Origin of the sequence: Bacteroides zoogleoformans (assembly GCF_002998435.1) — a bacterium.
Classification (GTDB): domain Bacteria; phylum Bacteroidota; class Bacteroidia; order Bacteroidales; family Bacteroidaceae; genus Bacteroides; species Bacteroides zoogleoformans.
This window is the reverse complement of sequence record NZ_CP027231.1, coordinates 848,729-873,115: the sequence shown is the minus strand read 5'-3', so window position 1 is coordinate 873,115 and position 24,387 is coordinate 848,729. Positions and strand designations below refer to the sequence as shown.

General features: G+C 49.4%; 16 protein-coding genes. 9 read left to right on the top strand and 7 right to left on the bottom strand.

Translation table 11 applies throughout. The annotated features are described in order from the left end of the window. Positions 1-141 precede the first annotated feature (141 nt). From C4H11_RS03725 to C4H11_RS03715, 3 genes are all read left to right on the top strand, one after another. Positions 142-2,847, top strand: coding sequence for a TonB-dependent receptor (locus C4H11_RS03725; protein ID WP_106040508.1), 2,706 nt, complete (start codon positions 142-144; stop codon positions 2,845-2,847). Positions 2,848-2,867: 20 nt separating this feature from the next. Next, positions 2,868-4,187, top strand: coding sequence for a hypothetical protein (locus C4H11_RS03720; RefSeq protein ID WP_234819868.1), 1,320 nt, complete (start codon positions 2,868-2,870; stop codon positions 4,185-4,187). Between the two features lie 78 nt (positions 4,188-4,265). Beyond that, positions 4,266-5,939 (top strand): DNA/RNA non-specific endonuclease, encoded by a 1,674-nt coding sequence (locus tag C4H11_RS03715; protein ID WP_234819867.1) that lies wholly within the window; start codon positions 4,266-4,268, stop codon positions 5,937-5,939. Between the two features lie 105 nt (positions 5,940-6,044). Here the strand turns inward: C4H11_RS03715 and C4H11_RS03710 are convergent, their stop codons facing one another. The 5 genes from C4H11_RS03710 to C4H11_RS03690 form a co-directional block, all read right to left on the bottom strand. Next, positions 6,045-7,127, bottom strand: coding sequence for an endonuclease/exonuclease/phosphatase family protein (locus C4H11_RS03710; RefSeq protein ID WP_106040507.1), 1,083 nt, complete (start codon positions 7,125-7,127; stop codon positions 6,045-6,047). A 25-nt stretch (positions 7,128-7,152) separates the two neighbouring features. Further along, entirely contained in the window at positions 7,153-8,106 is a 954-nt protein-coding gene (locus C4H11_RS03705) for a D-2-hydroxyacid dehydrogenase (protein WP_106040506.1), read from the bottom strand. A gap of 187 nt (positions 8,107-8,293) precedes the next feature. Then, positions 8,294-9,559 (bottom strand): replication-associated recombination protein A, encoded by a 1,266-nt coding sequence (locus tag C4H11_RS03700; RefSeq protein ID WP_106040505.1) that lies wholly within the window; start codon positions 9,557-9,559, stop codon positions 8,294-8,296. 7 nt (positions 9,560-9,566) lie between these two features. Continuing rightward, entirely contained in the window at positions 9,567-12,152 is a 2,586-nt protein-coding gene (locus tag C4H11_RS03695; protein ID WP_106040504.1) for a DUF5686 and carboxypeptidase-like regulatory domain-containing protein, read from the bottom strand. Between the two features lie 147 nt (positions 12,153-12,299). Continuing rightward, positions 12,300-13,394, bottom strand: a complete 1,095-nt coding sequence (locus C4H11_RS03690) for a UDP-N-acetyl glucosamine 2-epimerase (RefSeq protein ID WP_106040503.1) — start codon at positions 13,392-13,394, stop codon at positions 12,300-12,302. A 149-nt stretch (positions 13,395-13,543) separates the two neighbouring features. Here C4H11_RS03690 and C4H11_RS03685 point away from each other — a divergent pair, with 149 nt between their 5' ends. Continuing rightward, complete coding sequence (locus C4H11_RS03685) at positions 13,544-14,155, top strand: trimeric intracellular cation channel family protein (protein ID WP_106040502.1); 612 nt, start codon at positions 13,544-13,546, stop codon at positions 14,153-14,155. Between the two features lie 10 nt (positions 14,156-14,165). Here the strand turns inward: C4H11_RS03685 and C4H11_RS03680 are convergent, their stop codons facing one another. After that, positions 14,166-14,990, bottom strand: a complete 825-nt coding sequence (locus C4H11_RS03680; protein ID WP_106040501.1) for an AraC family transcriptional regulator — start codon at positions 14,988-14,990, stop codon at positions 14,166-14,168. 133 nt (positions 14,991-15,123) lie between these two features. Between C4H11_RS03680 and C4H11_RS03675 the strand changes: the two genes are divergently transcribed. From C4H11_RS03675 to C4H11_RS03660, 4 genes are all read left to right on the top strand, one after another. Beyond that, complete coding sequence (locus C4H11_RS03675) at positions 15,124-16,332, top strand: aldo/keto reductase (protein ID WP_129588272.1); 1,209 nt, start codon at positions 15,124-15,126, stop codon at positions 16,330-16,332. A 23-nt stretch (positions 16,333-16,355) separates the two neighbouring features. After that, positions 16,356-16,898: a nuclear transport factor 2 family protein gene (locus tag C4H11_RS03670; RefSeq protein ID WP_234819866.1), complete on the top strand. Its 543-nt coding sequence runs from the start codon at positions 16,356-16,358 to the stop codon at positions 16,896-16,898. Positions 16,899-17,040: 142 nt separating this feature from the next. After that, positions 17,041-18,126: an IS110 family RNA-guided transposase gene (locus C4H11_RS03665; protein ID WP_106040103.1), complete on the top strand. Its 1,086-nt coding sequence runs from the start codon at positions 17,041-17,043 to the stop codon at positions 18,124-18,126. A 410-nt stretch (positions 18,127-18,536) separates the two neighbouring features. Next, a complete protein-coding gene (locus tag C4H11_RS03660) occupies positions 18,537-19,064 on the top strand; it encodes an acyltransferase (RefSeq protein WP_106043090.1) in 528 nt (175 codons plus the stop codon). A gap of 176 nt (positions 19,065-19,240) precedes the next feature. On the opposite strand, the gene C4H11_RS03655 is transcribed toward C4H11_RS03660, so the two are convergent. Next, positions 19,241-22,144, bottom strand: a complete 2,904-nt coding sequence (locus C4H11_RS03655) for a M16 family metallopeptidase (RefSeq protein ID WP_106040500.1) — start codon at positions 22,142-22,144, stop codon at positions 19,241-19,243. A 308-nt stretch (positions 22,145-22,452) separates the two neighbouring features. Between C4H11_RS03655 and C4H11_RS03650 the strand changes: the two genes are divergently transcribed. Further along, entirely contained in the window at positions 22,453-24,228 is a 1,776-nt protein-coding gene (locus C4H11_RS03650) for an oxaloacetate decarboxylase (protein ID WP_106040499.1), read from the top strand. The last annotated feature ends 159 nt before the right edge of the window (positions 24,229-24,387 follow it).

Here is a 24,387-nt window from a genome sequence, read left to right as displayed (position 1 = left end):
GGAAAAAAATCAAAGTTACTTTCTTGGTGTGAAAAAAAGGTGGCATAAACGCAATATATACTGACTTATTTTTTTTATATTTGCGACTTGAAACAGAATTTAATATTTAATTAATACTATCTATTAACAAAAAACAGAATTATGAGAAGACATCTAATTCATTTCCTGTTGGTGGCCGTATTGTCGGCATTTGGTGCCGTGGCATCTGCCCAGACCACAGTGAAAGGTCAACTTGTTGATGCGGAAACGGGTGAGCCGTTGGTAGGGGCTGCCGTAATGGTGGAGGGTACTACGCAAGGAACAGTGACTGACATCGACGGTTATTTCAAGCAAGAAGTAGCCCCAAACGGAACTTTATTATTCAAGTACGTAGGTTACAAGGACCTCAAGAGGAAAATTACCCAGAAAGGTGCATCGGTGGATTGGGGAACAATCCAGATGCATGCGGACGCCGTGGCCTTGAACGATGTGGTAATCACTTCTCAAGCCATTGCACGTAAAACGCCTGTGGCTATGTCCACCATTGCTCCCGCCTATATCGAGGAACGTATCGGAACAGCCGACTTTCCGCAGATATTGAAGTCTTCTCCGGGTGTATACGTCAGTCGTGCCGGTGGCGGTTATGGAGACTCCAAAGTGAACATCCGCGGTTTTAAGTCGGAGAACGTGGCTGTATTGGTGAATGGCGCTCCCATGAACGACATGGAGTGGGGCGGTGTTTATTGGAGTAATTGGGCCGGTTTGACCGATGTCTCGAGTAACGTGCAGTATCAGCGCGGGTTGGGTGCGTCCAAGGTTTCCGCCCCTTCGGTAGGTGGTTCTATCAATATCGTGACCAAAGCTACCGATGCCAAGAAAGGCGGATTTGCCAGCTATGCCGTAGGTAATGATGGGTATAACAAGGTGTTGTTCAGTGTCTCTTCCGGTTTGACGAAGGATGGTTGGGCATTTACCCTTTTGGGTGGTAAGTCTTGGGGAGACGGCTACGTGCAAGGTACCGAATTTGAAGGCTACACTTATTTTGCCAGTCTTGCCAAGCGTTTGGGAGATAATCATCAAGTGTCTTTGACGGCTTTTGGCGCTCCTCAGTGGCACAACCAACGTAGTAATTACGACGGACTGACCATTGAAGGGTGGCAACAAGTACAGAAATATATGTTGCCGGGCGAGCAATATCGTTATAACGCCACTTATGGCTTCGGCAAAAATGGCGAACGCAAGACTTCTGCCCGCAACAAATATCATAAGCCGCAGATACAGCTCAACCACTCTTGGCAGATTAATACAACTTCTTCTCTGAACAGTATGATCTATATGTCCATCGGCGATGGATATGGCTATAGCGGCCAGGGTACCAGCGCTTATTCCAGTGCATGGTACGGAACTTCGGACGGCATTCTGAACACCACATTCCGCAATGCGGACGGAACATTCGCTTATGATAAGATTCAGGAAATGAACGAACAAAGCACAAGCGGTTCGCAGATGGTGATGTCCGTATCGAAAAATCTGCATAAATGGTATGGCCTGCTTTCTACTTATACGAAAGAGTTGAATGACCGAATCAACTTCTACGTCGGTATTGACGCCCGTTACTACATCGGTACGCATACCAATGAAATCATCGACCTTTATAACGGCTCTTATTACATCGACCGTTATCGTAAGAATGTGAAGGCGGCCAATTTTGCCGGAGCCGGTACTGATGCTTTTAACTATAAAAAGCTTACTGTAGGCGACGTTGTATATCGCGATTACGATGGACACGTATTGCAGGGCGGCGTATTCGGTCAGGCTGAATATGACAACGACAAGCTGACTGCTTTTGTTTCCGGTTCTATCAGCGAAGTAAGCCAATGGCGTTACGACCGCTTCTATTATGATGAGGCTCACGCCAAATCAGATAAGGTAAATAAGTTGGGCTTCACTGTTAAGGGGGGTGCCAACTATAACTTGGACGAACACAACAATGTATTTGCCAATGTAGGTTACATCAGCCGTGCGCCTTACTTCTCGGGCGGCGCATTCCTTTCTTCTACAGTAAGCAATGCCGTGAACAAGGATGCCGTGAACGAAAAGGTGCTGAGCTTTGAAGTGGGCTACGGATATCGTTCTCGGGTATTTACGGCCAACTTGAATGCTTACCATACCGTATGGAAAGATAAGACAATGGCTCGTTCTTTTGACTATACGGATGCAAACGGCAACTTGGATCGTGCCATGGTGAATATGCAAGGTGTGAACTCCACTCACCAAGGAATTGAGTTGGAAATGAACTATAAACCTGTAAGATGGATGAATGTTACCGGTATGTTGTCTGTAGGCGACTGGCGCTGGACGAACAATCCGGTAGGTTACTTCTACAATTCGGGCGGACAGCCTATGACCAAGGACTATAAAGTGGCTTCTGCCATTGGTGCGGCAGATCACGCTACCATGTTGATAGGTCAAAAAGATGTTATGGAAGGTGGCTCTGCACAGACCACGGCTGCCATTGGCCTGAATGTATTCCCGATGAAGGGCTTGCGCTTGAGTATGGACTGGAACTTCTACGGTCGCAACTATGCCGACTATGCTGTTCAGAGCAATGACATTTCCCTCGGAGGACAGAAGATCTATGAGACCCCTTGGCGTATTCCTTCTTACTCTACTGTTGACTTCAGCGGAAGCTATGCTTTTGAAATTGCCGGATTGAAGACCACCCTTTCGGGTAACATAGAGAATCTGTTCAACCAAGAGTATATCAACTCTGCATTCGACGGCGGCGACCATACATGGAAATCTGCTTACCGTGTGTTCTACGGTTTCGGACGTAATATGTCTTTAAAACTTAAAGTTAATTTCTAAAAGAGGGAGATATGACAATTATGAAGAAATATTTTTGGGCGTCCATGTTCGCGGCAATAGCCGTACTGATGGGATGCGACTATAATAAAGACAACTTTGAAGGTTATGATGACATCAAGATAACCGATGTTGCCCAGTATGAAGGAGAGTTCACCGGAAATTATCCCGGTGAGGGGTATTTCACGGACAAAGCTGCTCTGCAGAAAGCCTTGAATGCGATGTTGAAAGCCAAGTTCCCTTATTGCGACAAAGGATCTTCGGCTAAGGTCAGCGTGAAATGTGGCGACATCACTAAAGACTTTGAAGAGCTGAAAGCTGATGTGGAATACACTCTGACCGATGCGGATTATATTGCGATGGGTACTGAAAAAGGGCAACCGGGCAAGTACAAGAACTTTGACGCCAGCATGGATGTGGATAAATACCTCAAGAATTTCTGTACGTCGAAGTATGCCGATTTGGCAACAGGAAAAATTGTAGCCATCTCTTATGTCTTCTATGCTGGTTCTAAATCTACCCAGGTGAAGGTGTATCAGAAGACTGCCACCGGTTGGACCGAATACAGCAGCTTCACTCCTGACAAGAAATATACCTTGACTGATGAGGATTATGTTTCCATGGGTACCGAAAAAGGTCAGCCGGGTAAGTATAAGAACTTCGATGCCAATATGGATATTGATTTCTACCTGCCCATCTTTTTGAAAAAGGCTTTCCCTTATACGAAATCGGGGGCTACTTGCGAGATTTCTTATAAGTTTTATGCCAACAAAACGACCACGGTGAAGACAGCTTTGTATAAGTTCGACGGCAATGCATGGACAGCCTATAACCCCTTTGCGGAAGTGCTGACCGTATCGACGAAAATTGCCGAGATGACCTATGATGGCGCTGCCTGGAGCATTGTCAGATTGTTGGGAGGAACAAAAGTGATTACCATGGTTGAGGCTGATTATAAAGCTTTGGTTACCTGGGTTACGGCTAATAAGCCGGCCTTCTTGAGCACTCAGAATGCAACGCAAGAGGAATACTATTTTGGATCTTCAAGCAAATACAGCAATATCAACAATAAATATAATACATGGAAAAACTATTATAATGTTGATGGTTATCTGACCGGTAAATCTGACGAAGAGATTCAGACTATCATGGATGAGCGTATTGCCCAGGGACTTGCTGATATTCTGCTTCCTTCTTGGATTGATACACCGGATCCGGGTATCAGTTATGTTGCCGTGTACAAGGTGTATGGCGGACGCGGTGATGGCCTTTATGGCATGTCATTCATGTACAACGAAGAAACCAAGAAGTTTGAAAAGACAGCAGGTCCTGTGAAACGCTGAATAACGGACTTATGAATCAATGAAAGGGAGTAGCGTTTACACTGCTCCCTTTTTTCACAGAAAAAGGATAGAATGGTTATGAAGAAGATGTTTAAGATTTTGCCTTGCTTGATTGCTGCCTTGCTTATAGGTTGCAGCTCGTCGGGCGACTCTCCGGAACCTACGATTCCAAAGGAAAAAGTGATTGAAAGTACGGAAACCGGCTCATCGAAGTTGATAATGTTGGGATATTCCGATGGGGTTACCGCCGGAGGAATCTTACAGCCCGAAGGCTTCGCCACGCCGGTATATATCAAGGATAAAAAGCTGTGCGGCACTGATTATATTTTTGCCGTTTGCAGCAAGGTGGAGCGTTTGGATGCGATGCCGGATTTCTCTACGGTGTCCGACTGGAGAGAGACATTGGAGCTTACGGCAGCAGCGACGGCCTGGGTGCGCTATGTCACAACCACGCATTACGGTTACATCAAGCTTCGCGTGGCGTATATCGACGGGAACAAGGTTGGCGTGGAGTATAAGGTAGCCTCCATGCAAAAACGTCCGGACATCAACTCCATAGAACTTACGGAGTCAGGCGCCAAGGCCTTTGTGCTGAAAGGCTATGCCGGCGGTGGTGCAACTGCTGAGGGATTATTGCCCGAAGGGCTTGCTTCAAGAATCCTTATCGGGAATAAAGAGCTTAAAGGGGTGAATTACGGCTTTGCAAAGTACGACGGAGTGTCTAAACTCTCCGCTCTCCCGGCTGTTTCTGCGGTGACGGAGTGGAAAACCACTGCGCCGATTGCAGGGAATTCCGCCTATTGGGTGCGTTACACCACTCCGCAGGAGTATGTATTCCTTAAACTTCGCGTTGCCTATATAGACGGTGATGATGTAGGGGTGGAATATCTCCTCTCTTCGCGCGAAAAGATTGTGAATACGAATGCCAATGTGGTGACGGAAGGCAGAGCCTATGTGACCGATTATTCCATTCCGCACCTCAATTCCGCCAATTACTATGTGGAGCATACCGTGTCGGTCAATAATCAGACCGTCTTCAATTATGCGCTGGAGTGGAATGATGCCATGAAGCATTCGGCATGGGTCGCTTTTGTTTTCGATACTGTTACGAAACAAGATAACGTGAAGCGTACTGACGCTTGGAATGTAGACCCGAAACTTCCGAAAGAGATGCAGGTGGACAATGAATGGCATAAAGGTGACGGATTTGACCGCGGGCACATTTGTGCTTCCGAAGATCGTGTGTATTTCAAGGAGGCTAATGAACAGACATTCTATTATAGTAACATGAGTCCGCAGATTAATGATTTCAACAGTGGCTTTTGGTTATCTGTTGAAAATCAGATACGAAAGTGGGGACGTGCAATCCCGAATGTTTATGATAAGGTATATATCACCAAGGGAGGTACGCTGAATCGTTTGCTTAAGAACTTTACCGGTACTATAGCAGATCCTAATGGCATAGTTCCTGCTACTAATGCGGGAGGTTTTACGGTGAAAGGATTGGCTTGTCCGCAATATTACTTTGCGGCTATACTTTCCGAGAAAAACGGAGTGTACCATGCCATTGCTTTCTTGGTTGAGCATAAGGAGGGATTGCCGAAGAAGCCTACAGCCACAGAGATGCAGCAGTATTTAGTCAGCATCGATGAACTGGAAGCTTTCTCCGGTATAGACTTCTTCTGTAACCTGCCGGATGACTTGGAAAACCAAGTGGAAAGCTCTTATGTTTTGACCGATTGGGCATGGTAGGATAGCCAGGACATCGTTGTCGGACTTTAGGTTTAGACGTTAGATTTTAAAAGAAAGAGCCGGGCATGAACTTCTGAACTTCAGATGGGTTCATGCCCGTTTTTTTTAGTATTCCACCTCCATGATCACCGGATTGTGGTCGCTGCACAAATCCAGATTGAGCGAGTAGTAGTCGATACCTTTCAGTGCAGGCGAATGGAAAATATAGTCGATGCGCAGCAGCCCCTTTCCATAGCGATAGGTGCGCATATAGCCCCATCCGGCACTGCGGAAACCGTCTTCCAGAAAACCGGTCAGATAGTGGTAGGTGTACGATGACGGAAGTGAATTGAAGTCACCGCATACCAATACGGGGTAAGGACTTTCTTTGGCATACTGACCGATGATTTGTGTTTGCTCGGCACGTTTCACGAAGTTGCCGTGCAGGGTGAGTGCTGCATCTTTGGCCACATGCACTTCGCGGCGAGCGTCAGTCACTCCTATCTCCTGTTGCCATTTGTGGCGTTTCCGGTTCACGTCGGTGGTTTGCAGATGGTTGTTGAGCAGGCGGATGGTATCTTCACCTGCCACGACGTCGCACATCATGCTGCCGTTGGAGCTCTCCCGATAGGTGATGAGTTGCCGGTCGATGAGCGGGTAGCGGCTGAAGACGGCCATGGGCAGCACGTTTTGCGCAGAGTCGTTGCTTGTCATGAGGATGTGCGGCCAGTGTGACAGTGTTTTGTAGATGCTGTCCATCGGGAAGTACTCGTTGTCGCCGAACTCCTGAAAGCAGAGCACATCTACGTCTTCTTGCTCCATGATGCGTGCTATCTCTTTGCAAGAGTAGCCCGTCACCTCGTAGCCGAAGCCATGTACGTTGTAGGTGGCAATCTTCAGGTATTTGCCGTCCGGCGTTTTCTCCTTGTCGGCATTGAACTGGATGACGGAGGTGAGGTAGGGCCAGTTGGATCCGACGGCTGCCAGTGGAACCAGCGCCCAGAATCGGTGTGCTATCGCCCAGCATATCGCCACTATCAGATTGATGATGAGCAGCACCGGTAAGGCCAGCCCCAGCAAGGGCATGATGACGGATTCTGTGGGATTGACGCTGCCGGACTGTCCCGCAGCTATGGTTAGGGCTGCCAGCACTAAAGTGGCAGCTACCAAACAAAAATAAAAAAGGCCTTTTACAGCAGATTTTCCCATATCGGATGTTTGTTGCAAACTTGTTTTATTTTACTATGTTCACGGGTTTTCCTTCTTGATAGGCCTTGATATTCTCCAGCATGATTTGCATGAGGCGTTCGCGTGCGGCGGTGCTGGCCCATGCTATGTGCGGAGTGATGTAGCAGTTCTTGGCAGTAAGCAGTGGATTGTCGGCACGGGGCGGCTCCTCGGACAGCACGTCCACACCGGCGGCATAGATGATGTCACTGTTCAAGGCATCGGCCAGGTCTTGCTCGTTGATGAGCGGCCCCCGTCCGGTGTTGATGAGGATGGCCGTGGGTTTCATCATGCGGAGCCGTTCGGCATTGACCATCTCGCGGGTAGAGTCGTTGAGGGGGCAATGGAGGCTGATGATGTCGCATTCGCGGAAAAGTTCGTGTAGTTCCATTTTACAAATCTCGGGAGGGAGCTGGAAGTTTGTCTTGGAGGTGTAGGCGCATACCTTCATGCCGAACCCGATGGCGATGCGGGCTGTGGTGTAGCCGGTATGTCCCAGGCCTACGATGCCGAGTTTTTTGCCGCGCAGTTCGATGAGTGGTGTGTCCCAGAAACAGAAGTCTTTACTCTGCGTCCAGCGGCCTTTGCGCACCTCTTCGGAGTGATGCTGCACCTGCTGGGCAATGTTCAGGATGTGGGCAAACACCATCTGTGCCACCGAGTCGGTGCTGTAGGCGGGGATGTTGGTGACGATGATGCCGCGTTCTTTGGCTGCGGTGATATCCACAATGTTATATCCGGTGGCAAGTACACCGATATATTTCAGTTCAGGCAGTTCGGCCATGTGCTTGGCTGTGAGTACGGTTTTATTTGTCAACAGAATTTCCGCGCCGGCAGCTCGTCCCACTACTTCAGCGGGAGCGGTGCGGTCGTAGATGGTGCAATCGCCCAAGGCGTACAATTCGTCCCAACAAAGATCTCCGGGATTGGCGGCATAGCCGTCCAGTACTACTATTTTCATTGTTTTTCCTTTCTTTTTATTTTGTGCAAAAATAAAGAAAAGATTTAGAAACTGATTTGATTTTCTTTTTAAAGTGTGTTATGGATTCTGTAGAATTTCAGTAGGGAAAATCTTGCCGTCATCGCTGTGGAATGTCCGTAGTTTGTGCATCTGCTCCGTCCCTGCATTTTATGCTCCGGCAGCTCGTTTACTTTTCTTTTCCCCACAACTGCTGCATCCGTTCTTTGTGTTTCTGTTCGGCGGCATTGTCTTGCGGTTGCCAGATGCGGCGGTCTTTCAGCTCGTCCGGCAGGAATTGTTGCCTCACGAAGTTACCGGGGTAGTCGTGGGCATATTTGTAATGGTCGCCATAGCCCAGTTGCTTCATCAGCTTGGTGGGAGCGTTACGCAAGTGCAGAGGAACGGGCAGGTTGCCCGTTTCGCGTACCAATTGCAGCGCATTGTCGATGGCCAAATAAGCCGAGTTGCTCTTGGGGCTGGTGGCAAGATATATGGTGGCCTCCGCCAGCGGGATGCGTCCTTCGGGCCATCCCAGCTTCATCACCGCGTCGAAACAAGCATTGGCAAGCAGCAACGCATTGGGGTTTGCCAACCCTATGTCTTCGGCGGCGGAGATGACGAGGCGGCGGGCTATGAAGGCGGGGTCTTCACCGCCTTCCACCATGCGTGCCAGCCAGTAGATGGCACCGTCGGGGTCGCTGCCTCGGATGGATTTAATGAAGGCGGAGATAATGTCGTAGTGCATTTCGCCGTCTTTGTCGTAGGCCAAGGGGTTCTGCTGCAAGCGCTCGGTCACCAACCGGTCGGTGATGACCACCGGGTCTTCTGCTTCGGCATCTACTACCAGTTCGAGGATGTTCAGCAGTTTGCGTGCGTCTCCTCCGCTGAAGCGGAACATGGCGGTGGTCTCTTGCAGTTCTATCTTCCGTTCCTTCAGCAGGATGTCGGTGGTGATGGCTCGTTGCAGCAGCTCCCTGAGGTCTTCTTTCTCGAGCGATTTCAGTACGTAGAGTTGGCAGCGCGACAATAGCGGGCGGATGACTTCGAACGACGGGTTCTCCGTGGTGGCACCTATCAGCGTCACGGTGCCTTGCTCCACCGCACCCAGAAGCGAGTCTTGCTGCGACTTGCTGAAACGGTGGATTTCGTCGATGAAAAGAATGGGGCTTGCCTGCGAGAAAAAACGGTTGTTCTTGGCACGATCTATCACTTCGCGCACATCTTTCACGCCGCTGGTCACGGCGCTGAGCGTATAGAAAGGCGTCTCCAGCTGGTTGGCGATGATTTGCGCCAGCGTGGTCTTTCCCACTCCCGGAGGGCCCCACAGGATGAACGAGGAGATGCGGCCTGCATCAATCATCTTGCGCAGCACGGCACCCGGCCCCACCAAGTGTTTCTGGCCGATGTATTCATCCAATGATTTTGGGCGTAGCCTTTCTGCTAAAGGTTGCATAGTTGTTTCAAAATATCATCATGATCATAAACCGTATCCCGTCTTTCTTCACGCCGGGCATGTCGGTATATGTCAGTCGGCGTACATATTCCACATGCAATAGTTTGAAGATGTTGTACACCCCCACACTGGCTTCTATGTAAGGCGTCTTGCCCATGACGTGGCTGGTGGGTATGCCGTTGCGCGTGGGGAAGAGAAACAAGTCGGCGTTATTGCTCTTGTACGGGTTGTTCTTGTCTGTCAACGTTCCCCACAGACCGCGTACACGGAACGTTTCGCGCCACTTCAGCTTCTTGATGAGCGGCAGGCGGTTGAACAGCTTTCCGTTCATGTCGTAGGTCAGGGCCAGTGAAGCGTAACGGTCGTTCAAGAATTCCATGTTGTTGATAAGGTTGAACGACTCGTTGTGCTGGGTGATGTACGAAAGGTTGGCCATCGGCAGGTTCAGCAAGGGGAAGGGGACGGTGTTCCACTGTGCGCCGGCGCGGGCGGTGACGTCTATTTTACCCCATGCGCCGAGCCAGAAACGTTTGCGGAATCCGGCCTCTGTCAGGTTGAAATTATATTCCCCCCCAAGCACGCCTTTGAAACCTGCGGTATGCGAGATGCTGAATATCGGCGCATCCAATGATATGGGCACACGGCGCTGTTTGGTGTTGACGAAAGTCTCTCCCGGAGCGTAGCGCAGCGTTACGCCGAGTTCGGTTGTGGTGATGTCGTGCACAAGCGTATTCTTTGTGTCCCTTATGCCGGGTGTCTCTCCATTGTTCTTCCAGTATTGCAGGATGCCGGCAGGCTGGTCGTTGCGGTGGCGTGCCATGGCTTGTACGGAGAAACCGGTGTTGGTCTCCAGTTCGTAGTTCAGGGTGGCGTCGCGCATGTACGACATCTGGTCCACCTTTGTCCACTTCCAGCCCACGAATACGTTGTCTTTGTCCGTGGCAAGGTACTTATCCATGGGCGACATTACGTCGTAGGTATATTTGAATGCAATGTGATGTTTCGGGAACTCCCACAACACATGTTCGCGCTTATTGAAAGAGTAGGCCGCCTCACCGGAATAAAACCATTTCTTGTCTTTCGTGCCGTAGGCTCCGTATCCGCTGAACATCCAGTGGGGATGGAGTTTCCCGGTGGTCATGCCACTCAGGCGGAAACGCGTGCCGTTCACGTAATTGCTTGTGACGATGGTATTGATGGGGCCGAGGTCGAACTTGCTGGGATGCTCTTTGGTGCCCGTCTCCACGAAGTTCTCAATCAAGGCTTTGGCTCCGAATATCACGTACTTGAATCCCGGTATCTGTTCGATGCGGTTCATGAATACGTCCATGGTGCTCTCTTTCTTGGTGAGCGGCACTTGGCGTACTTTCGCCCAATATTCGTCGCTTTTGGCCAGCATGTTGGCCTCTTTGATGACGCTTCCCTTCAGGTGGAAGAGGCGGGGCTCTATCTCTTGGAATGAGTAGTCGGAGTATTTGGTGGTGCGTTGCACCTCCAGTCCTTGTATGCCTTTCACGAACTTGAGTTCCACGGTCATGTCGTCGTCGGTCAGCGTCCAGTTATTGTCTGGCAGTTGCTCGAAAATCTGAACGATGTCGAGGTTCTCCACAAAGTTCACCCCTGTTTTCTTGGGCAGGTTCATTGTGCATTTCTTCACGGCATAGGTAGAGTCTTTCACTACGTACAGGTGTCCTGTAAATCCGAAATCCTGTGGGTTTTGCGGAACAAAGGTAAGGTGCACGCACTCTTGCTTGTCCACCGTCAGCGTGTCCATCAGGTAGTATTTGTAGAAACTGATGGCTCCTTTGCCGATGGGGCTGACAAAGCGTCTCCGCATCAGGCGTATGTCGTCATCGTAAATGTTGATGTCGCAGAATACTTCCGATAATATGGTTCCCAGCATATCTCCGGTACTGAAGAATTCCTCGATGCCGGTGGAGTTCATACCTTCGATGATGGTCTTTTCGCTTCTGGGGTTTTTGCGGTAAATGGTCTTGCCGGCTGTTTCCTTCACGGAGATGGGGAGAATCATCTTGTTGGTCTTGGGCGACAATTCCACCTGATCCTTGAAGAAGGAGAACTTCTTGTAGATACCTTTCTCCATTTTCTCCGGCGTGATGTCGTTGACGGACATCTTCATCTTTTCATATTTCCGGTATTGGTAATAGTCGTTTTCTTCCAGTTTCAGCGCCTTTTTGTTCCCGATGACCTTTTTCATGAACTCCACGGCCGGATTGTTCTTGCGCGAATACTTTTCTTTTTGGGGTTTCACCACTACCTCGGAAAGCATGATGTCGTCCGGCAGCATCTTTACGTTCAGCACTTTGGTGCCCGGTTCAAACTTCACCTTCTTGGTGATGTAGCCCACGGCGGAGAATGTAAGTTCATTCCATCCTCTGTGGGTTTCCACCTGATATTCACCATTGCCGTTGGAGATGCCTCCCACGCCTTTTCCCTCATATTGTATAGTGATATACATCAGCGGTTCGTTGGTGAGAGAGTCTGTAACTACGCCTTTTATCTGTGCCGATGCAGGTACGGATGCAAGCAGTGACAATAGAAAAAGGACGGAAATAATATATATATGTTTCATTTTTCTTACGCAATAATCAGGCTGCAAAGTTAGCAAATAACTGCCAATCAAGAAGCAAAAAGAAGTTATTAGTCACTAATGATATGATAATCTTTTCCTTATGGCTTCTTTGCTTTGCCTGATTTTAAGAAAATCAAAACCGTTTTCTTAAACAGACTCCTTGTTCAGTAAAGTCTGTACAATGCGTTCCGCTGTCCGTCCGTCCCATCGGTCGGGCAGGGTAGTGTGCTTCCAGCCTTCGTGCAGCAGCTTATGGAGCGAGGCGGAAAGGGCGAAGGAGTTTTCGCCTACCAGTTCGTTCGTCCCTATGCGCCAGGTCTCGGGATGCTCGGCATAGGTGTTGAGGGTGATGCAGGGTACGTCGAGAAAAGTGGCTTCTTCAGCTATATTGCCCGAATCGGTGACTATGCCTTTGGCCTGATTCACAAGGAAGCCGAAGTGCAGGTAGCTCTGCGGAGGAAGTATGTGCAGGTTGGGGGTGTTCAGTTCCAATGACTTCACGGCATTTTGCACGTATGGATGCAGCGGTGCCACGATGGGCATGCCGTTCGCTTTTTCAAGCAGCGTCTGCAACAAAGATTGCAGCACGGCTTTCTTGGCCAGTAGGTCGTGACGGTTGAGGGTGAGCAACAAGTACTCTCCTTTTTTCAGGCCGAGGGTAGAGAACCAGACCGGCTGTATCAGACGGTGGCGATTGAATCGGATGGTGTCAATCAGGATATTGCCCACGTAGTGGATGTAGTCCGGTATCATTCCCTCTTGGTTGAGGTTGCGGTTCGCCACCATGCCTGCTGTGAAGAGATAATCGGAGATGGCATCCACGATGGTGCGGTTCACTTCGCGGGGCATATTCATGTCGAAAGAACGTGTTCCGGCTATGACGTGTGCCACTTTCAGCCCGCGTTTCTTGGCAACGATGGAGCAGCTCATGGTGGCGGTCATGTCGTCTACCACCAGCACTATCTGTGCGGGATGATTGTCCAGTTCCTTTTCAAAAGCCAACATGATGGAGGCTGCCACTTGGGAGTGATCGTGTCCGGAGACGCCCAGGTAGGCATCCGGCTGCCTCATGGCAAGGTCGGCGAAAAGCGAGGCGTCCAGACTGACGTCATCTTGCGACCCGGTGTAGACTATGCGGTAATAGATGTTTTTTCCGGCTTCTTTGGCCGCATCGATGGCACGGCATATAGGAGCTATTTTCATGAAGTTGGGACGTGCTCCCGATACAATCGTTATCTTCATTGTTATTTATGGTGAAAAAAATGATGGAACAAAAATACGCTTTCTTAAGGAATTTATTTGTTTCTTTGCCCATAATTTTGAGTGCTTCTTGAAAATAGTTTCTAAATATTCATTCTTTAATAATTCTAAATCTCAAATACAGTATGACAATGCCTACATTTGTTCAGATACTCGATTTCATAGGTACATTCGCTTTTGCCATCAGTGGTATACGGCTGGCTTCGGCCAAGCGGTTCGATTGGTTTGGCGCCTATGTGGTAGGTTTTGTGACGGCCATTGGGGGCGGTACGATACGTGACCTGCTGCTCGATGTCACTCCGGGCTGGATGACCGACCCCATTTATTTAATTTGTACCGGTCTGGCGTTGTTGTGGGTCATTCTCTTCGGTAAGTACCTTATCCATCTGAACAATACGTTCTTCATCTTCGACAGCATCGGGCTGGCCCTGTTCACCGTGGTGGGCGTAGGCAAGAGTCTGGTCGTAGGCTATCCGTTCTGGGTGGCCATTATCATGGGCAGCATCACCGGAGCGGCGGGAGGTGTGATACGCGATGTCTTCATCAATGAGATTCCGCTGATATTCCGGAAAGAGATTTATGCGATGGCCTGCGTGGTGGGCGGTTCGTGCTATTGGCTTTGCGATTCGCTGGGAATGCAATCCTACGCCTGCCAGGTGATGGCGGGCACCACCGTGTTCATTGTTCGCATACTGGCGGTGAAATTCAAGATCTGCCTCCCCACACTGTCGGGGCATGGGTGAGGAAATGTGGTTATTGCCCCAGTTCCTGCCTGAACTCGCTGGGTGAAACGCCCAATACGCTGCGCACATACCTGCTGAAAAACGACTGGCTCGAAAAATGTAGAGCGTCGGCTATTTCTGTAAAGCTCAGGTTCGGGTTCCGAAGCAAGATGATGATGCGTTGCGTGGTGTAATTTTGTATCCACTCACCGGCGGTCTTTCCGCTGTTTTTCTTACAGAGTTCCGTAAGGTATTTCGTCGTGATGCAGAGTTTGTCGCTATAGAATCCAAGGTCTCTGTGTTCCATGCAATGAGTGTCGGCAAGGTTTAGGAAACGCTCGAAGAGAGAAATCCTCTGTCCGGTAAAACTCAACCGTTCCTCTATTTTCTGAGCAAAAATATTCCACATGTCCATAATGAAAACCTGAACGTATCGGTTAAGCATCTCTTTCCTGAAACGGTGTTTTGTGTCATCGCAAACGGACTTTAACACCTGAAAGTTCCATAGGCATTTCTGTTTGTCGGGCTTTGAGAGTGACACCACCGGATTTTCTTTTGAAAACAGATAGCCCTTGATGCCCCATGATATATCGGGATTGTTTTTCGTGGCAATATCATAAGACATAAAAAGAAAATCCGCTTGAAAATCAATACTGAAGAGTAAATCCTCCACCTCTGCCAATGGGAGTAAGATGACAATGTCGTCCGGCTTTATTGGATATGTCGCGCCATTCATCCGGAGTTGTCCGGTTCCGTTATGGCAAAGAATATGCGTAAAATAATGTGAGGTAAACTCCTGTGGAAGTTTATCCGCATCATAGCTATCAAGTATGATAATTTCTTCTTTTTCTGTCATTTGCCTGTCTTTTTTCGGCAAAGCTACAAAAGAACAGCCTTTCGTGAAAATATTGTGGTGAAAAATGGCACAATCGGGGTGCGGACTGCCTTTATCTTTGCATCATCAAAATCAACCTTAAAAAACAATAGAAATGAACAAAAAAAGAAACAGCATCAGCCGCCGCAACTTTATCAAAGGCTCGGCAATGGCAGTAGCCGGAATAGCACTGGATGGCTTAGGAATTACAAAAGCGTTCGCTTCTCCCACCTTTTCAACAGGCAAATCCACGGTTAGAGAAACATTAAGCATGGGTACACGTAAGTTAGGGAAAATGGAAGTCTCCGAACTTGGTTTCGGCTGCATGAACATTGCATGGGCGTATGGCAATCCGCCCACTCGCAAAGATTCCTTGAAACTAATTCGAAGTGCTTATGACGAAGGCATCCGCTTCTTCGATACAGCCGAAATCTACGGGCCACACATCAGCGAGCAAATCACCGGTGAAGCCCTCAAAGATGTCCGCAACAACGTTGTTATTGCTACCAAGTTCGGGTTTAACATTGACTTCCAAACGGGACAGTTCCGAGGCGGAAACAACAGTGACCCCAAGCACATCCGTCAGGCTGTAGAGCATATGCTCAAACGGCTTCAGACCGACCGCATCGACCTGCTTTACCAACACCGCATCGACCCTCATGTTCCTATTGAAGACGTGGCAGGCACAGTGGGTGATTTAGTGAGAGAAGGCAAAGTTTTGCATTTCGGGTTGTCGGAAGTGGGTGAAGCTACAATACGCCGCGCTCACAAAGAGTTTCCCGTTACGGCGGTACAGAACGAATATTCCTTTTGGACACGCGACCCTGAAGCGGAAGTGATTCCCGTTTGCGAGGAACTGGGTATAGGTTTTGTTCCTTGGAGCCCCCTTGGGATGGGCTATCTGACAGGCAAAGTAACACCTGACTATAAGTTTGCGGAGGGAGACATCCGCAGAAGTCTCAACTTCCCGCGCTTTACGGTGGAGGCATTAGAGAAAAACCGTCCCATTGTAGAACTCTTGGCCCGAATAGGCGAACGGCACGAGGCCACATCAGGACAGGTAGCGTTGGCATGGCTCTTGGCTCAAAAACCGTTCATCGTCCCCATCCCCGGCACACGATTTATTTCCAATATGAAGGAAAATACCGCTTCGGCACGCGTGAAACTAACCGCGTCAGATCTCGCCGAACTCAAAGAGGGATTCGATATAACGGGCGTCTTCGGCGACCGTGCTCCCGAAGGACTGAAAGCCGCGCATGACACAGGCACAAGCCTTGGCACTTCGTCCAAAGGCACGCATGGAAAAACTCCCTTAAGAAAATAAACTCATCAAAAAAAACAATCGATATGAAAACAAGAATCATCGTAGTTGCGGCCCTGCTGGGACTTGCATCTTGCCAGAACAATCATCAACAAAGCAGTAACATTCAAAATGCCATGGAAACGCAAGCAAAAGAAATCCGGGAGATAAAAGACCGTTTGGCTCTTAAAGAGCTGGTAGATGTCTTTTCTAATCTTTCGGACGAGAAGAAAGTAACCGAGCAGCTGGAACTGTTTACCGAAGACGCGGAAGTCACCTCCCTCACGGGCGGACAAGTGATTTCGAGCTTCAGGGGGAAGAAAGAAATCGGAGATGCGTTTAGCGGCTTTTTGGCCCATTTCCACTCCGTGTATCACATCAATGGACAGCACACGGTGGAGATTGACGGCGACAGTGCCAGGGGCATCCACTATTGTCAAGTGGTGCTTATCGGCAAGCAAGACGGTAAGGATATAGGCAGATTCAGCGGCATACGCTATAACGACGAATACGTGAAGATCAACGGGAAGTGGTTTATCAAAAAACGATCCTCCAACTTCATTTATAATGATATCCGCGAGGTGAAATAGCGGAAGAAACAATAACGCTTAAAAAGTTCCTATGTTTAAAATCGGAAGTGACGGATAACAGAAGATAGCCCTAAAAAAGCTATACCATTATAGTTAACTTTGTAAGTGAAAAAAACAATATTAACTCATAACGATATAGCTTATGAAACGTGTACAAAGTAACACATTAGATTTTAGTGGACAAAATATTTACGTAGGAATTGATGTCCACCTGAAGAGTTGGTCGGTAGCAATCTTATCGAAACATTCAGTACTGAGAAGATTCAGACAAGATCCGGAGCCGGAAGCGTTGCATAAATATTTGGTAAGCAATTATCCGGGTGCCAATTACTTCTCAGTTTATGAAGCCGGTTTCTGTGGCTTCTGGATACACGAGAAGTTGACGGATTTAGGTATCAACAATATAGTGGTCAATCCTGCGGATGTTCCGACGATGAGCAAGGAGAAATTACGTAAGACCGATGCGGTGGATTGCAACAAGCTCGCCCGTGAGTTACGTTCAGGTTCGTTAGAAGGGATATATGTTCCGGGAACTGACATCCTGGAAATGCGCTCTTTGATAAGGCTGAGAAACCTGATAGTAAAAGACAGCACACGTGCCAAGAACCGTATCAAATCATTGCTTCGTTTCCATGGAGTGGAAATACCGGAAGAATTTACCCGGAGTTCAATCGGGTGCTGGTCGAAGCGTTTTCTGAATTGGCTGCACTGCCTTGAACTCTCAACGGAGTATGGAAAGAAAACACTGGAGCTTCACCTTGAGCAGTTCATCCGCTTGAGGAAGATGCTGCTGCAGGAAACACGTGCCATCCGTGAAATATCCCGGAAAGCACCATTCGACAAACCGATACGCCTGCTGACATCCGTTCCGGGTATAGGTGTTACAACCGCCGCTACCCTGATGGTCGAGATTGACGATATTGTCCGTTTCAGCAATGCGGACCATTTAGCCTCTTTCATTGGATTGGTTCCCATGTGTCATTCCAGTGGTGATAATGATAATGTGGGTGACATTACACCCCGTCGGCATTTCATGCTCCGGTGTCTGTTGGTGGAAGCCGCATGGGTTGCCATCCGGAAAGACCCGGCCATGACAATGGCTTATACGGAATACCGGAAACGGATGAATCCGCAAAAGGCTATTGTGAAAATTGCCAGACGGTTAGTGAACAGAGTCTATTTTGTACTTAAACATGAAAAGGAATATGTGCCATGTGTTATCAAATGATATAGAATCCTATAAGGTAAAACAACTTTCTTTTGAGAGAAATACTACATATCTTTTGCGGCTTTGAAGTCCGCTCAAAAAAGTCTGTAACTCTCATTACATGGTTTGACTGATAAAGGAACTTGCGGCTCACTTCGTTGATGTCCGCTGTGGAAAGTTTGTTTTACCATAGGATTTTGGCTCAGGTTTTCTTAGCCATATCAGACAGTATCAGTAATACAAAAAGAGAGGCGTGTAACCGCCTCCACAAGTAGCATTACTGCGTGCCGTCAGGATGCTTATCGCTGGTAGGTTGCTCCTCAGCAGAGCCTACTTCCTCTTAACATCCTGATACAAAGATATAATACAAAAGTTAATTATTAATGAATTATCCAACTTTGTTTGGATTTTAAATGGAAAACAACGATATGATGGAAGTATTAAGAGTAGATCCAAGAACATTGACTCCGGAGGAGCATGCCGAAGGAGTGCGTCAGGCACAGGTGCTTTTCAGACTGAACCACACGATGCCCTACACCGAGGAATATGACACGTTGGTGCACGAGCTCTTTGGAAAGAATATTGGCCGGGGCGTCAGGCTGATGCCCGGACTTACGGGTGTCTGTTTCCATAAAGTCAACATAGCGGAGGGAGTAATCATCATGAACAACTGCCTGATGATGGGGCGAGGTGGCATCAGCATCGGCGAGGGAGCGATGATTGCCGCCAACGTGCAGCTCATCTCGAACAATCACGACTTGCATGACCGCCAGATATTGCTCTGCAAACCTGTCCGGATTTGCCGTAATGCCTGGGTGGGTGCCGGTGCCACTGTCTTGCCGGGCGTCACCATCGGCGAGAATGCGGTTGTAGCGGCCGGTGCGGTTGTGACCAGAGACGTAGCCCCCAACACTATTGTAGGAGGTAATCCCGCCAAGCTAATCAGGGAAATACAGTGAGTAGACGGTAGCACCCCGCATCGCCCAAGACGGAAGCATGGATGGTAAGTTAATCCGTGATGGCAATAATGATTGAAAACAGCAATGTGCTTTTGGGGCACATTGCTGTTTTCGTCAAGTTCGCCTTCGTCAAATACGGTTCTCGATTTCTTTTATCTTTATGACATGTGTGTCCCTTAGAACAAGGCATCCTTGGTGTTGAACAACTTGCGTTCGTTCAGTCTCACCACTTTCCCGTATTTTCCCAGGCGTTTCAGGTCGATATCTTTCGGGTTGCCCATGATGCCGATGGCATAAGGCTTGCCCTTGATATTCTCTTCGTAGAACTTCACGATGTTCTCGAATGTCAGGGCGTCTATCTTCGGCAGATTTTCTGCGGCGGGATCCCCTTGATACCCCATTTGCTGTAGTCTTTTGAGGTAGCTTGCCTTATAGCGGAAGTTGGGATGCGTACTCAAAGCCTCTTGGCGCATATAGCTTTTGATGTTGTCCATGCGTTCGGCGTTCTTCGGCATGTTGTTGATAAGCTCCATGAACACATCTATGGCATCATTGGCTTTGTCGTTTTGTGTGCCGATGCTTCCTGCCAGATACGTGGGGTTTCCTTTTACCTGCGGACTTACCACGTAGGCGCCTGCCGTATAGGCCATCGAGCGCTTTTCGCGGATTTCGTTGAGCACCAGTCCGTTGAAACCTCCGGAGAAGTACTGGTAGAAGGCGTCGCGCAGCACGTCGTCTTTTTTGTCGTAACCCTGCATGGGCAGGTAGAAAGAGATTTGTGCCTGCTCGGTGTCAGTGTTGGGCAGGAAATAGACGGTGTTTTCCGTCACCGGCGCCAGGGTCTTGTCCTGAGGCGATTGGCTGGGACGTTCGTTGGCCACCAGCGGCAGGTTTTTGCTCAGGATGTCGTATACGTTGTCGAAGGGCAGTGAGCCGCAATAGAAAATCTCCGCCTCGTAGTTGGCGGCACGGTTAATGTCTCCCGTCAGCTCGGCTATTTGCAATTCATAGAGTTCCTTGTCGGTCAGCTCGGTGATATAGTCCGACTTGTCTTGGTAGCGGACGTACTGGTTCAGTGCCTGATTCAGCAGAGAAACGTTCTCCTTGCGTTGCTGGCGCATACCCAGAAGGCTGCCCTTGATGCGGCTCAGCTGTTTGTCGTCCAGCTTGGGCATCAGAATCTGGCGGGCAAGGAGTTGACAGGCTTGCGGCAAGGTCTCTTCATATCCTCTCATCGTGATGTAGAGGTAGTTGTCGTCAGCGTTCACGGAGTAGGTGGCGTTGAGCTTGCTCAACTCTTCTTTCAGTTGCTGAGGTTCGTATGCCCCCATGATTCCGGCGTTGTTCATCAGGTTGGCGGCAATGCCCAGCTTGGGGAACTCGCGTTCGCCTACGCCGTATCTCAGGGTCAGACTGAAGATGTTGTTCTCGGGATTCTTCGTATAGAACATTTGCGAACGTTCGTTCAGCTTCTTGGTCTGCACATCGCTGAAGTCGATGAATTTTTCCTCCACCTGCCCGATGGGCATGTTCTTGAACTGTGTGGCATAGAGCGACTGCCGGCCCACCGGAGGCTCGATGGCTTTGTAACCGGGCTTCTTCAGCTTGTTCTCTTCTTTGGTATTACCTTTCTCTATGTACAGTGCCAGGTAATTGTCCGTCAGGTATTGTTTGGCCACACGCTTGATGTCTTCGCTGGTCACGGCCATCACTTCTTCCTTGTAGCCCAGCACTTTGCCCGGATCGACTTCGTTGATGAAAGTTTCTATCAGCATGTCGGCCTTGTTCTCGTTGGCCTCCATGCGTAGGTCGTAGTCGCGGCATATATTGTTTTTGATGGCCTCTACCAGCCAGTCGGCGAATTCGCCTTTGGCTATCTGCTCAATGGCTTTCAGCGCTTTCTTTTCGGCGCTCTTGTTCGATTCGAACCGGCGCTGGTTCTCGTCGTACAAGGGCATCACGCTTACTATGCAGCGCCCTTGTTCGCGCAGCGTGTTCAGAAAGGCGTAGCCGTTGGTCAGGTCACCGTTTATCACTAATTTGTCCAGCGTTCCGGTGTTGTTGCTGTTCGACAGTAATTCCATGGCTATGTCCAGCGCCTTCTCATCCGGATGTCCGGTGGGCACGCCCTTATATACCAGTGCAACGCTGGGGTAATAACCTATCTTGGCGGTGTGCTGCGTGCGTCCTTTTATCTCAATGTCCGGATAGCTTTTTCTTTCGGGCATCCCCCTCTTGGGCAGGCGGCCGAAGGAGGCGTTGATGCGTGCGCTCACTTGCCGGGCATCGATGTTTCCCACCAGCACCAGCACCATGTTCTCCGGTGTGTACCACGTGTTGTAGAACTCTATCAGTTTGCTCAGGCGCGGGTTCTTCAGGTGTTCCGGAAGTCCCAGTACGGGACGCGCATAAGGATGTCCCTCGAAAGCCTTGCCCATCAGGAACTGGTTCTGCACTCTGCCGGGATTGTCCTGCGCGCGGTTATACTCCTCATATACCGTCTCCAGCTCCGACTGGAACGTGCGGAACACCGGATTGATGAAGCGTTGTGACGAAATCTCCAGCCATTTGTTTATCTGGTAGGCGGGGAAAGAGTTGTGATACACCGTATAGTCATAGCTGGTTGCCGCATTCAGGTTCTTGCCTCCCATGCTCTCCATCAGGTTGGAGAACTCGTTGGAGATGCTCACCTTGCCTGCCCGGATGGTCAGTTCGTTTATCTCCTTGCCGATGGCTTCTTTCTTTGCCGGGTCGGCTTCTTCGGCCATCTTGTCATATTTGGCGATGATTTCCTTGTAGATGGGTTCTTCGGTGCTCCAGTCGAGCGTGCCGATTTTGTCCGTACCCTTGAACATGACGTGCTCCAGGTAGTGCGCAAGTCCGGTATATTCCGCCGGATCGTTCACCGAACCCGTACGTACGCCAACGGCTCCGTACACATCCGATTTCGTGTTGTCTTCCCATATATATACGGAAAGACCGTTTTTCAACTTGAAAGTCTTCAGTCCTTGTCCGAAAGAGGGCAGGGCAACCACAAGAGCCATCAATAAAAAGAGTGGCTTGAATCGATTTGGTTTCATGTAATGACGTTTTTTATATAATTTAAAGTGTTTTGGCCGGGATTCTGCTCTGCAATAAAATCCCGGACAGTTTCTACATAGGTAGGCAAATTTATGAAAAAATCACATAGCTTTTACGATTCTTTCGGAAAAAATAAATCCGGGCGCGAAATATCTGCCATACAGGCAATCGTACGTCCGACAATATGATATAAAACATATTGTTCGGACTGAAATTTTACGGATTTTCATTAACTATATGTCAGAAGAAAGTTTTATATTTGTATATGTTAAGTTAACCGAAGAAAAAACATTTATTACCAACCACGATGAAAAAGGAAATCAAATTCAGTCTTGTTTACCGGGACATGTGGCAGTCTTCTGGTAAATACCAGCCCCGGGTGGACCAATTGGAGCGCATCGCTCCGTTGATTGTCGAAATGGGCTGTTTCGCGAGAGTCGAGACAAACGGAGGAGCTTTCGAGCAGGTCAATCTTCTCTATGGTGAGAATCCCAACAAAGCCGTCCGCGCTTTTACCCGTCTTTTCAGGGAAGCGGGCATTCAGACGCACATGCTCGATCGGGGTCTGAACGCGCTGCGCATGTATCCGGTTCCAGCAGACGTGCGTCGCTTGATGTATAAGGTGAAGCATGCGCAAGGTGTTGACATTACCCGCATCTTCTGCGGGCTCAACGAAACCCGGAATATCATTCCTTCCATCAAGTATGCGCTCGAGGCGGGAATGATACCGCAGGCCACGCTTTGCATCACCTATTCTCCCGTACATACCGTAGACTATTACGCCCGGATTGCCGACCGGCTCATCGAGGCTGGAGCGCCCGAGATTTGCCTGAAAGACATGGCCGGCATCGGCCGTCCCGGCATGCTGGGTACGCTGGTCAAGACCATCAAGGAGAAACATCCCGACGTGCTGATACAATATCACGGGCACAGCGGGCCGGGACTCTCCATGGCCTCCATTCTTGAGGTCTGCGAGAACGGAGCCGACGTCATAGACGTGGCCATGGAACCGATGTCGTGGGGAAAAGTCCACCCGGACATCATCTCCGTGCAGGCCATGCTGAAGGATTTGGGCTTCCAAGTGCCCGATATCAACATGAAAGCCTATATGAAAGCTCGTGCCATGACACAGGAGTTCATAGACGACTTCCTGGGCTATTTCATGGATCCTACCAACAAATACATGTCCTCGCTCTTGCTCAAGTGCGGCCTGCCCGGCGGCATGATGGGCTCCATGATGGCCGACCTGAAAGGGGTGCATGCCGGTATCAACATGATATTGCGGGGCAAGAACGAGCCCGAACTCAGCATCGACGAACTGCTCGTGATGCTGTTCGACGAGGTGGAATACGTATGGCCTAAGCTGGGCTATCCTCCGCTGGTGACGCCTTTCAGCCAATACGTCAAGAACGTGGCGCTGATGAACCTGATGCAACTGATGAAAGGAGAAGAGCGCTGGACGATGCTCGACAACCATACATGGGACATGATTCTGGGCAAGAGCGGGCGCCTGCCCGGCGCATTGGCCCCCGAAATCGTAGAGCTTGCCAAGTCCAAAGGCTACGAGTTCGTCGATACCGACCCGCAGCTGAACTATCCCGACGCTCTGGACGAATACCGGAAAGAGATGGACGAGAACGGCTGGGAGTATGGCGATGACGACGAAGAACTCTTCGAACTGGCCATGCACGACCGCCAATATCGCGATTACAAGTCGGGTGTTGCCAAGAAGCGTTTCGAAGACGACTTGCAGCGTGCCAAAGATGCCGCCATGGCCAAGAACGGCTTTTCGGAAGAGGAAATCAGGAAGTTGAAGCGTGCCAAGGCCGACCCCATTATAGCCTCCTCCAAGGGACAGGTACTTTGGGAAGTTTCCGTCGAAGGCCCTTCGTCCGAGCCGTTCATCGGCCGCAAGTACCAGCACGACGAAGTGTTCTGCTACATCTCCACGCCGTGGGGAGAGTATGAGAAGGTATGGACCGGCTTCACGGGACGCGTGGTAGAGGTGTGCGCCAAGCAAGGCGGTGTGGTCAACAAAGGTGACGTGATTGCTTACATTCAGCGCAGCGACATCTTCGCTTGACGGCACGTGCGCACTGAATAAGCGTTGCACGTTTATCGGGCAAAAGATGTAGTGGTTCCTTAAAACAAGGAATATTTCAGGCGAGATGCCGGGGTAAAACCGGCGTCTCGCCGTTGTTTTATTATCAAGTGTAAGGAGGTTTCCCCCTGTCTCCCTTGA

Bases quoted from the DNA above. Each gene is read 5' to 3' on its own strand.
- C4H11_RS03725 (WP_106040508.1), top strand. From the start codon at position 142: ATGAGAAGACATCTAATTCATTTCCTGTTGGTGGCCGTATTGTCGGCA.
- C4H11_RS03720 (WP_234819868.1), top strand. From the start codon at position 2,868: ATGAAGAAATATTTTTGGGCGTCCATGTTCGCGGCAATAGCCGTACTG.
- C4H11_RS03715 (WP_234819867.1), top strand. From the start codon at position 4,266: ATGAAGAAGATGTTTAAGATTTTGCCTTGCTTGATTGCTGCCTTGCTT.
- C4H11_RS03710 (WP_106040507.1), bottom strand. From the start codon at position 7,127: ATGGGAAAATCTGCTGTAAAAGGCCTTTTTTATTTTTGTTTGGTAGCT.
- C4H11_RS03705 (WP_106040506.1), bottom strand. From the start codon at position 8,106: ATGAAAATAGTAGTACTGGACGGCTATGCCGCCAATCCCGGAGATCTT.
- C4H11_RS03700 (WP_106040505.1), bottom strand. From the start codon at position 9,559: ATGCAACCTTTAGCAGAAAGGCTACGCCCAAAATCATTGGATGAATAC.
- C4H11_RS03695 (WP_106040504.1), bottom strand. From the start codon at position 12,152: ATGAAACATATATATATTATTTCCGTCCTTTTTCTATTGTCACTGCTT.
- C4H11_RS03690 (WP_106040503.1), bottom strand. From the start codon at position 13,394: ATGAAGATAACGATTGTATCGGGAGCACGTCCCAACTTCATGAAAATA.
- C4H11_RS03685 (WP_106040502.1), top strand. From the start codon at position 13,544: ATGCCTACATTTGTTCAGATACTCGATTTCATAGGTACATTCGCTTTT.
- C4H11_RS03680 (WP_106040501.1), bottom strand. From the start codon at position 14,990: ATGACAGAAAAAGAAGAAATTATCATACTTGATAGCTATGATGCGGAT.
- C4H11_RS03675 (WP_129588272.1), top strand. From the start codon at position 15,124: ATGAACAAAAAAAGAAACAGCATCAGCCGCCGCAACTTTATCAAAGGC.
- C4H11_RS03670 (WP_234819866.1), top strand. From the start codon at position 16,356: ATGAAAACAAGAATCATCGTAGTTGCGGCCCTGCTGGGACTTGCATCT.
- C4H11_RS03665 (WP_106040103.1), top strand. From the start codon at position 17,041: ATGAAACGTGTACAAAGTAACACATTAGATTTTAGTGGACAAAATATT.
- C4H11_RS03660 (WP_106043090.1), top strand. From the start codon at position 18,537: ATGGAAGTATTAAGAGTAGATCCAAGAACATTGACTCCGGAGGAGCAT.
- C4H11_RS03655 (WP_106040500.1), bottom strand. From the start codon at position 22,144: ATGAAACCAAATCGATTCAAGCCACTCTTTTTATTGATGGCTCTTGTG.
- C4H11_RS03650 (WP_106040499.1), top strand. From the start codon at position 22,453: ATGAAAAAGGAAATCAAATTCAGTCTTGTTTACCGGGACATGTGGCAG.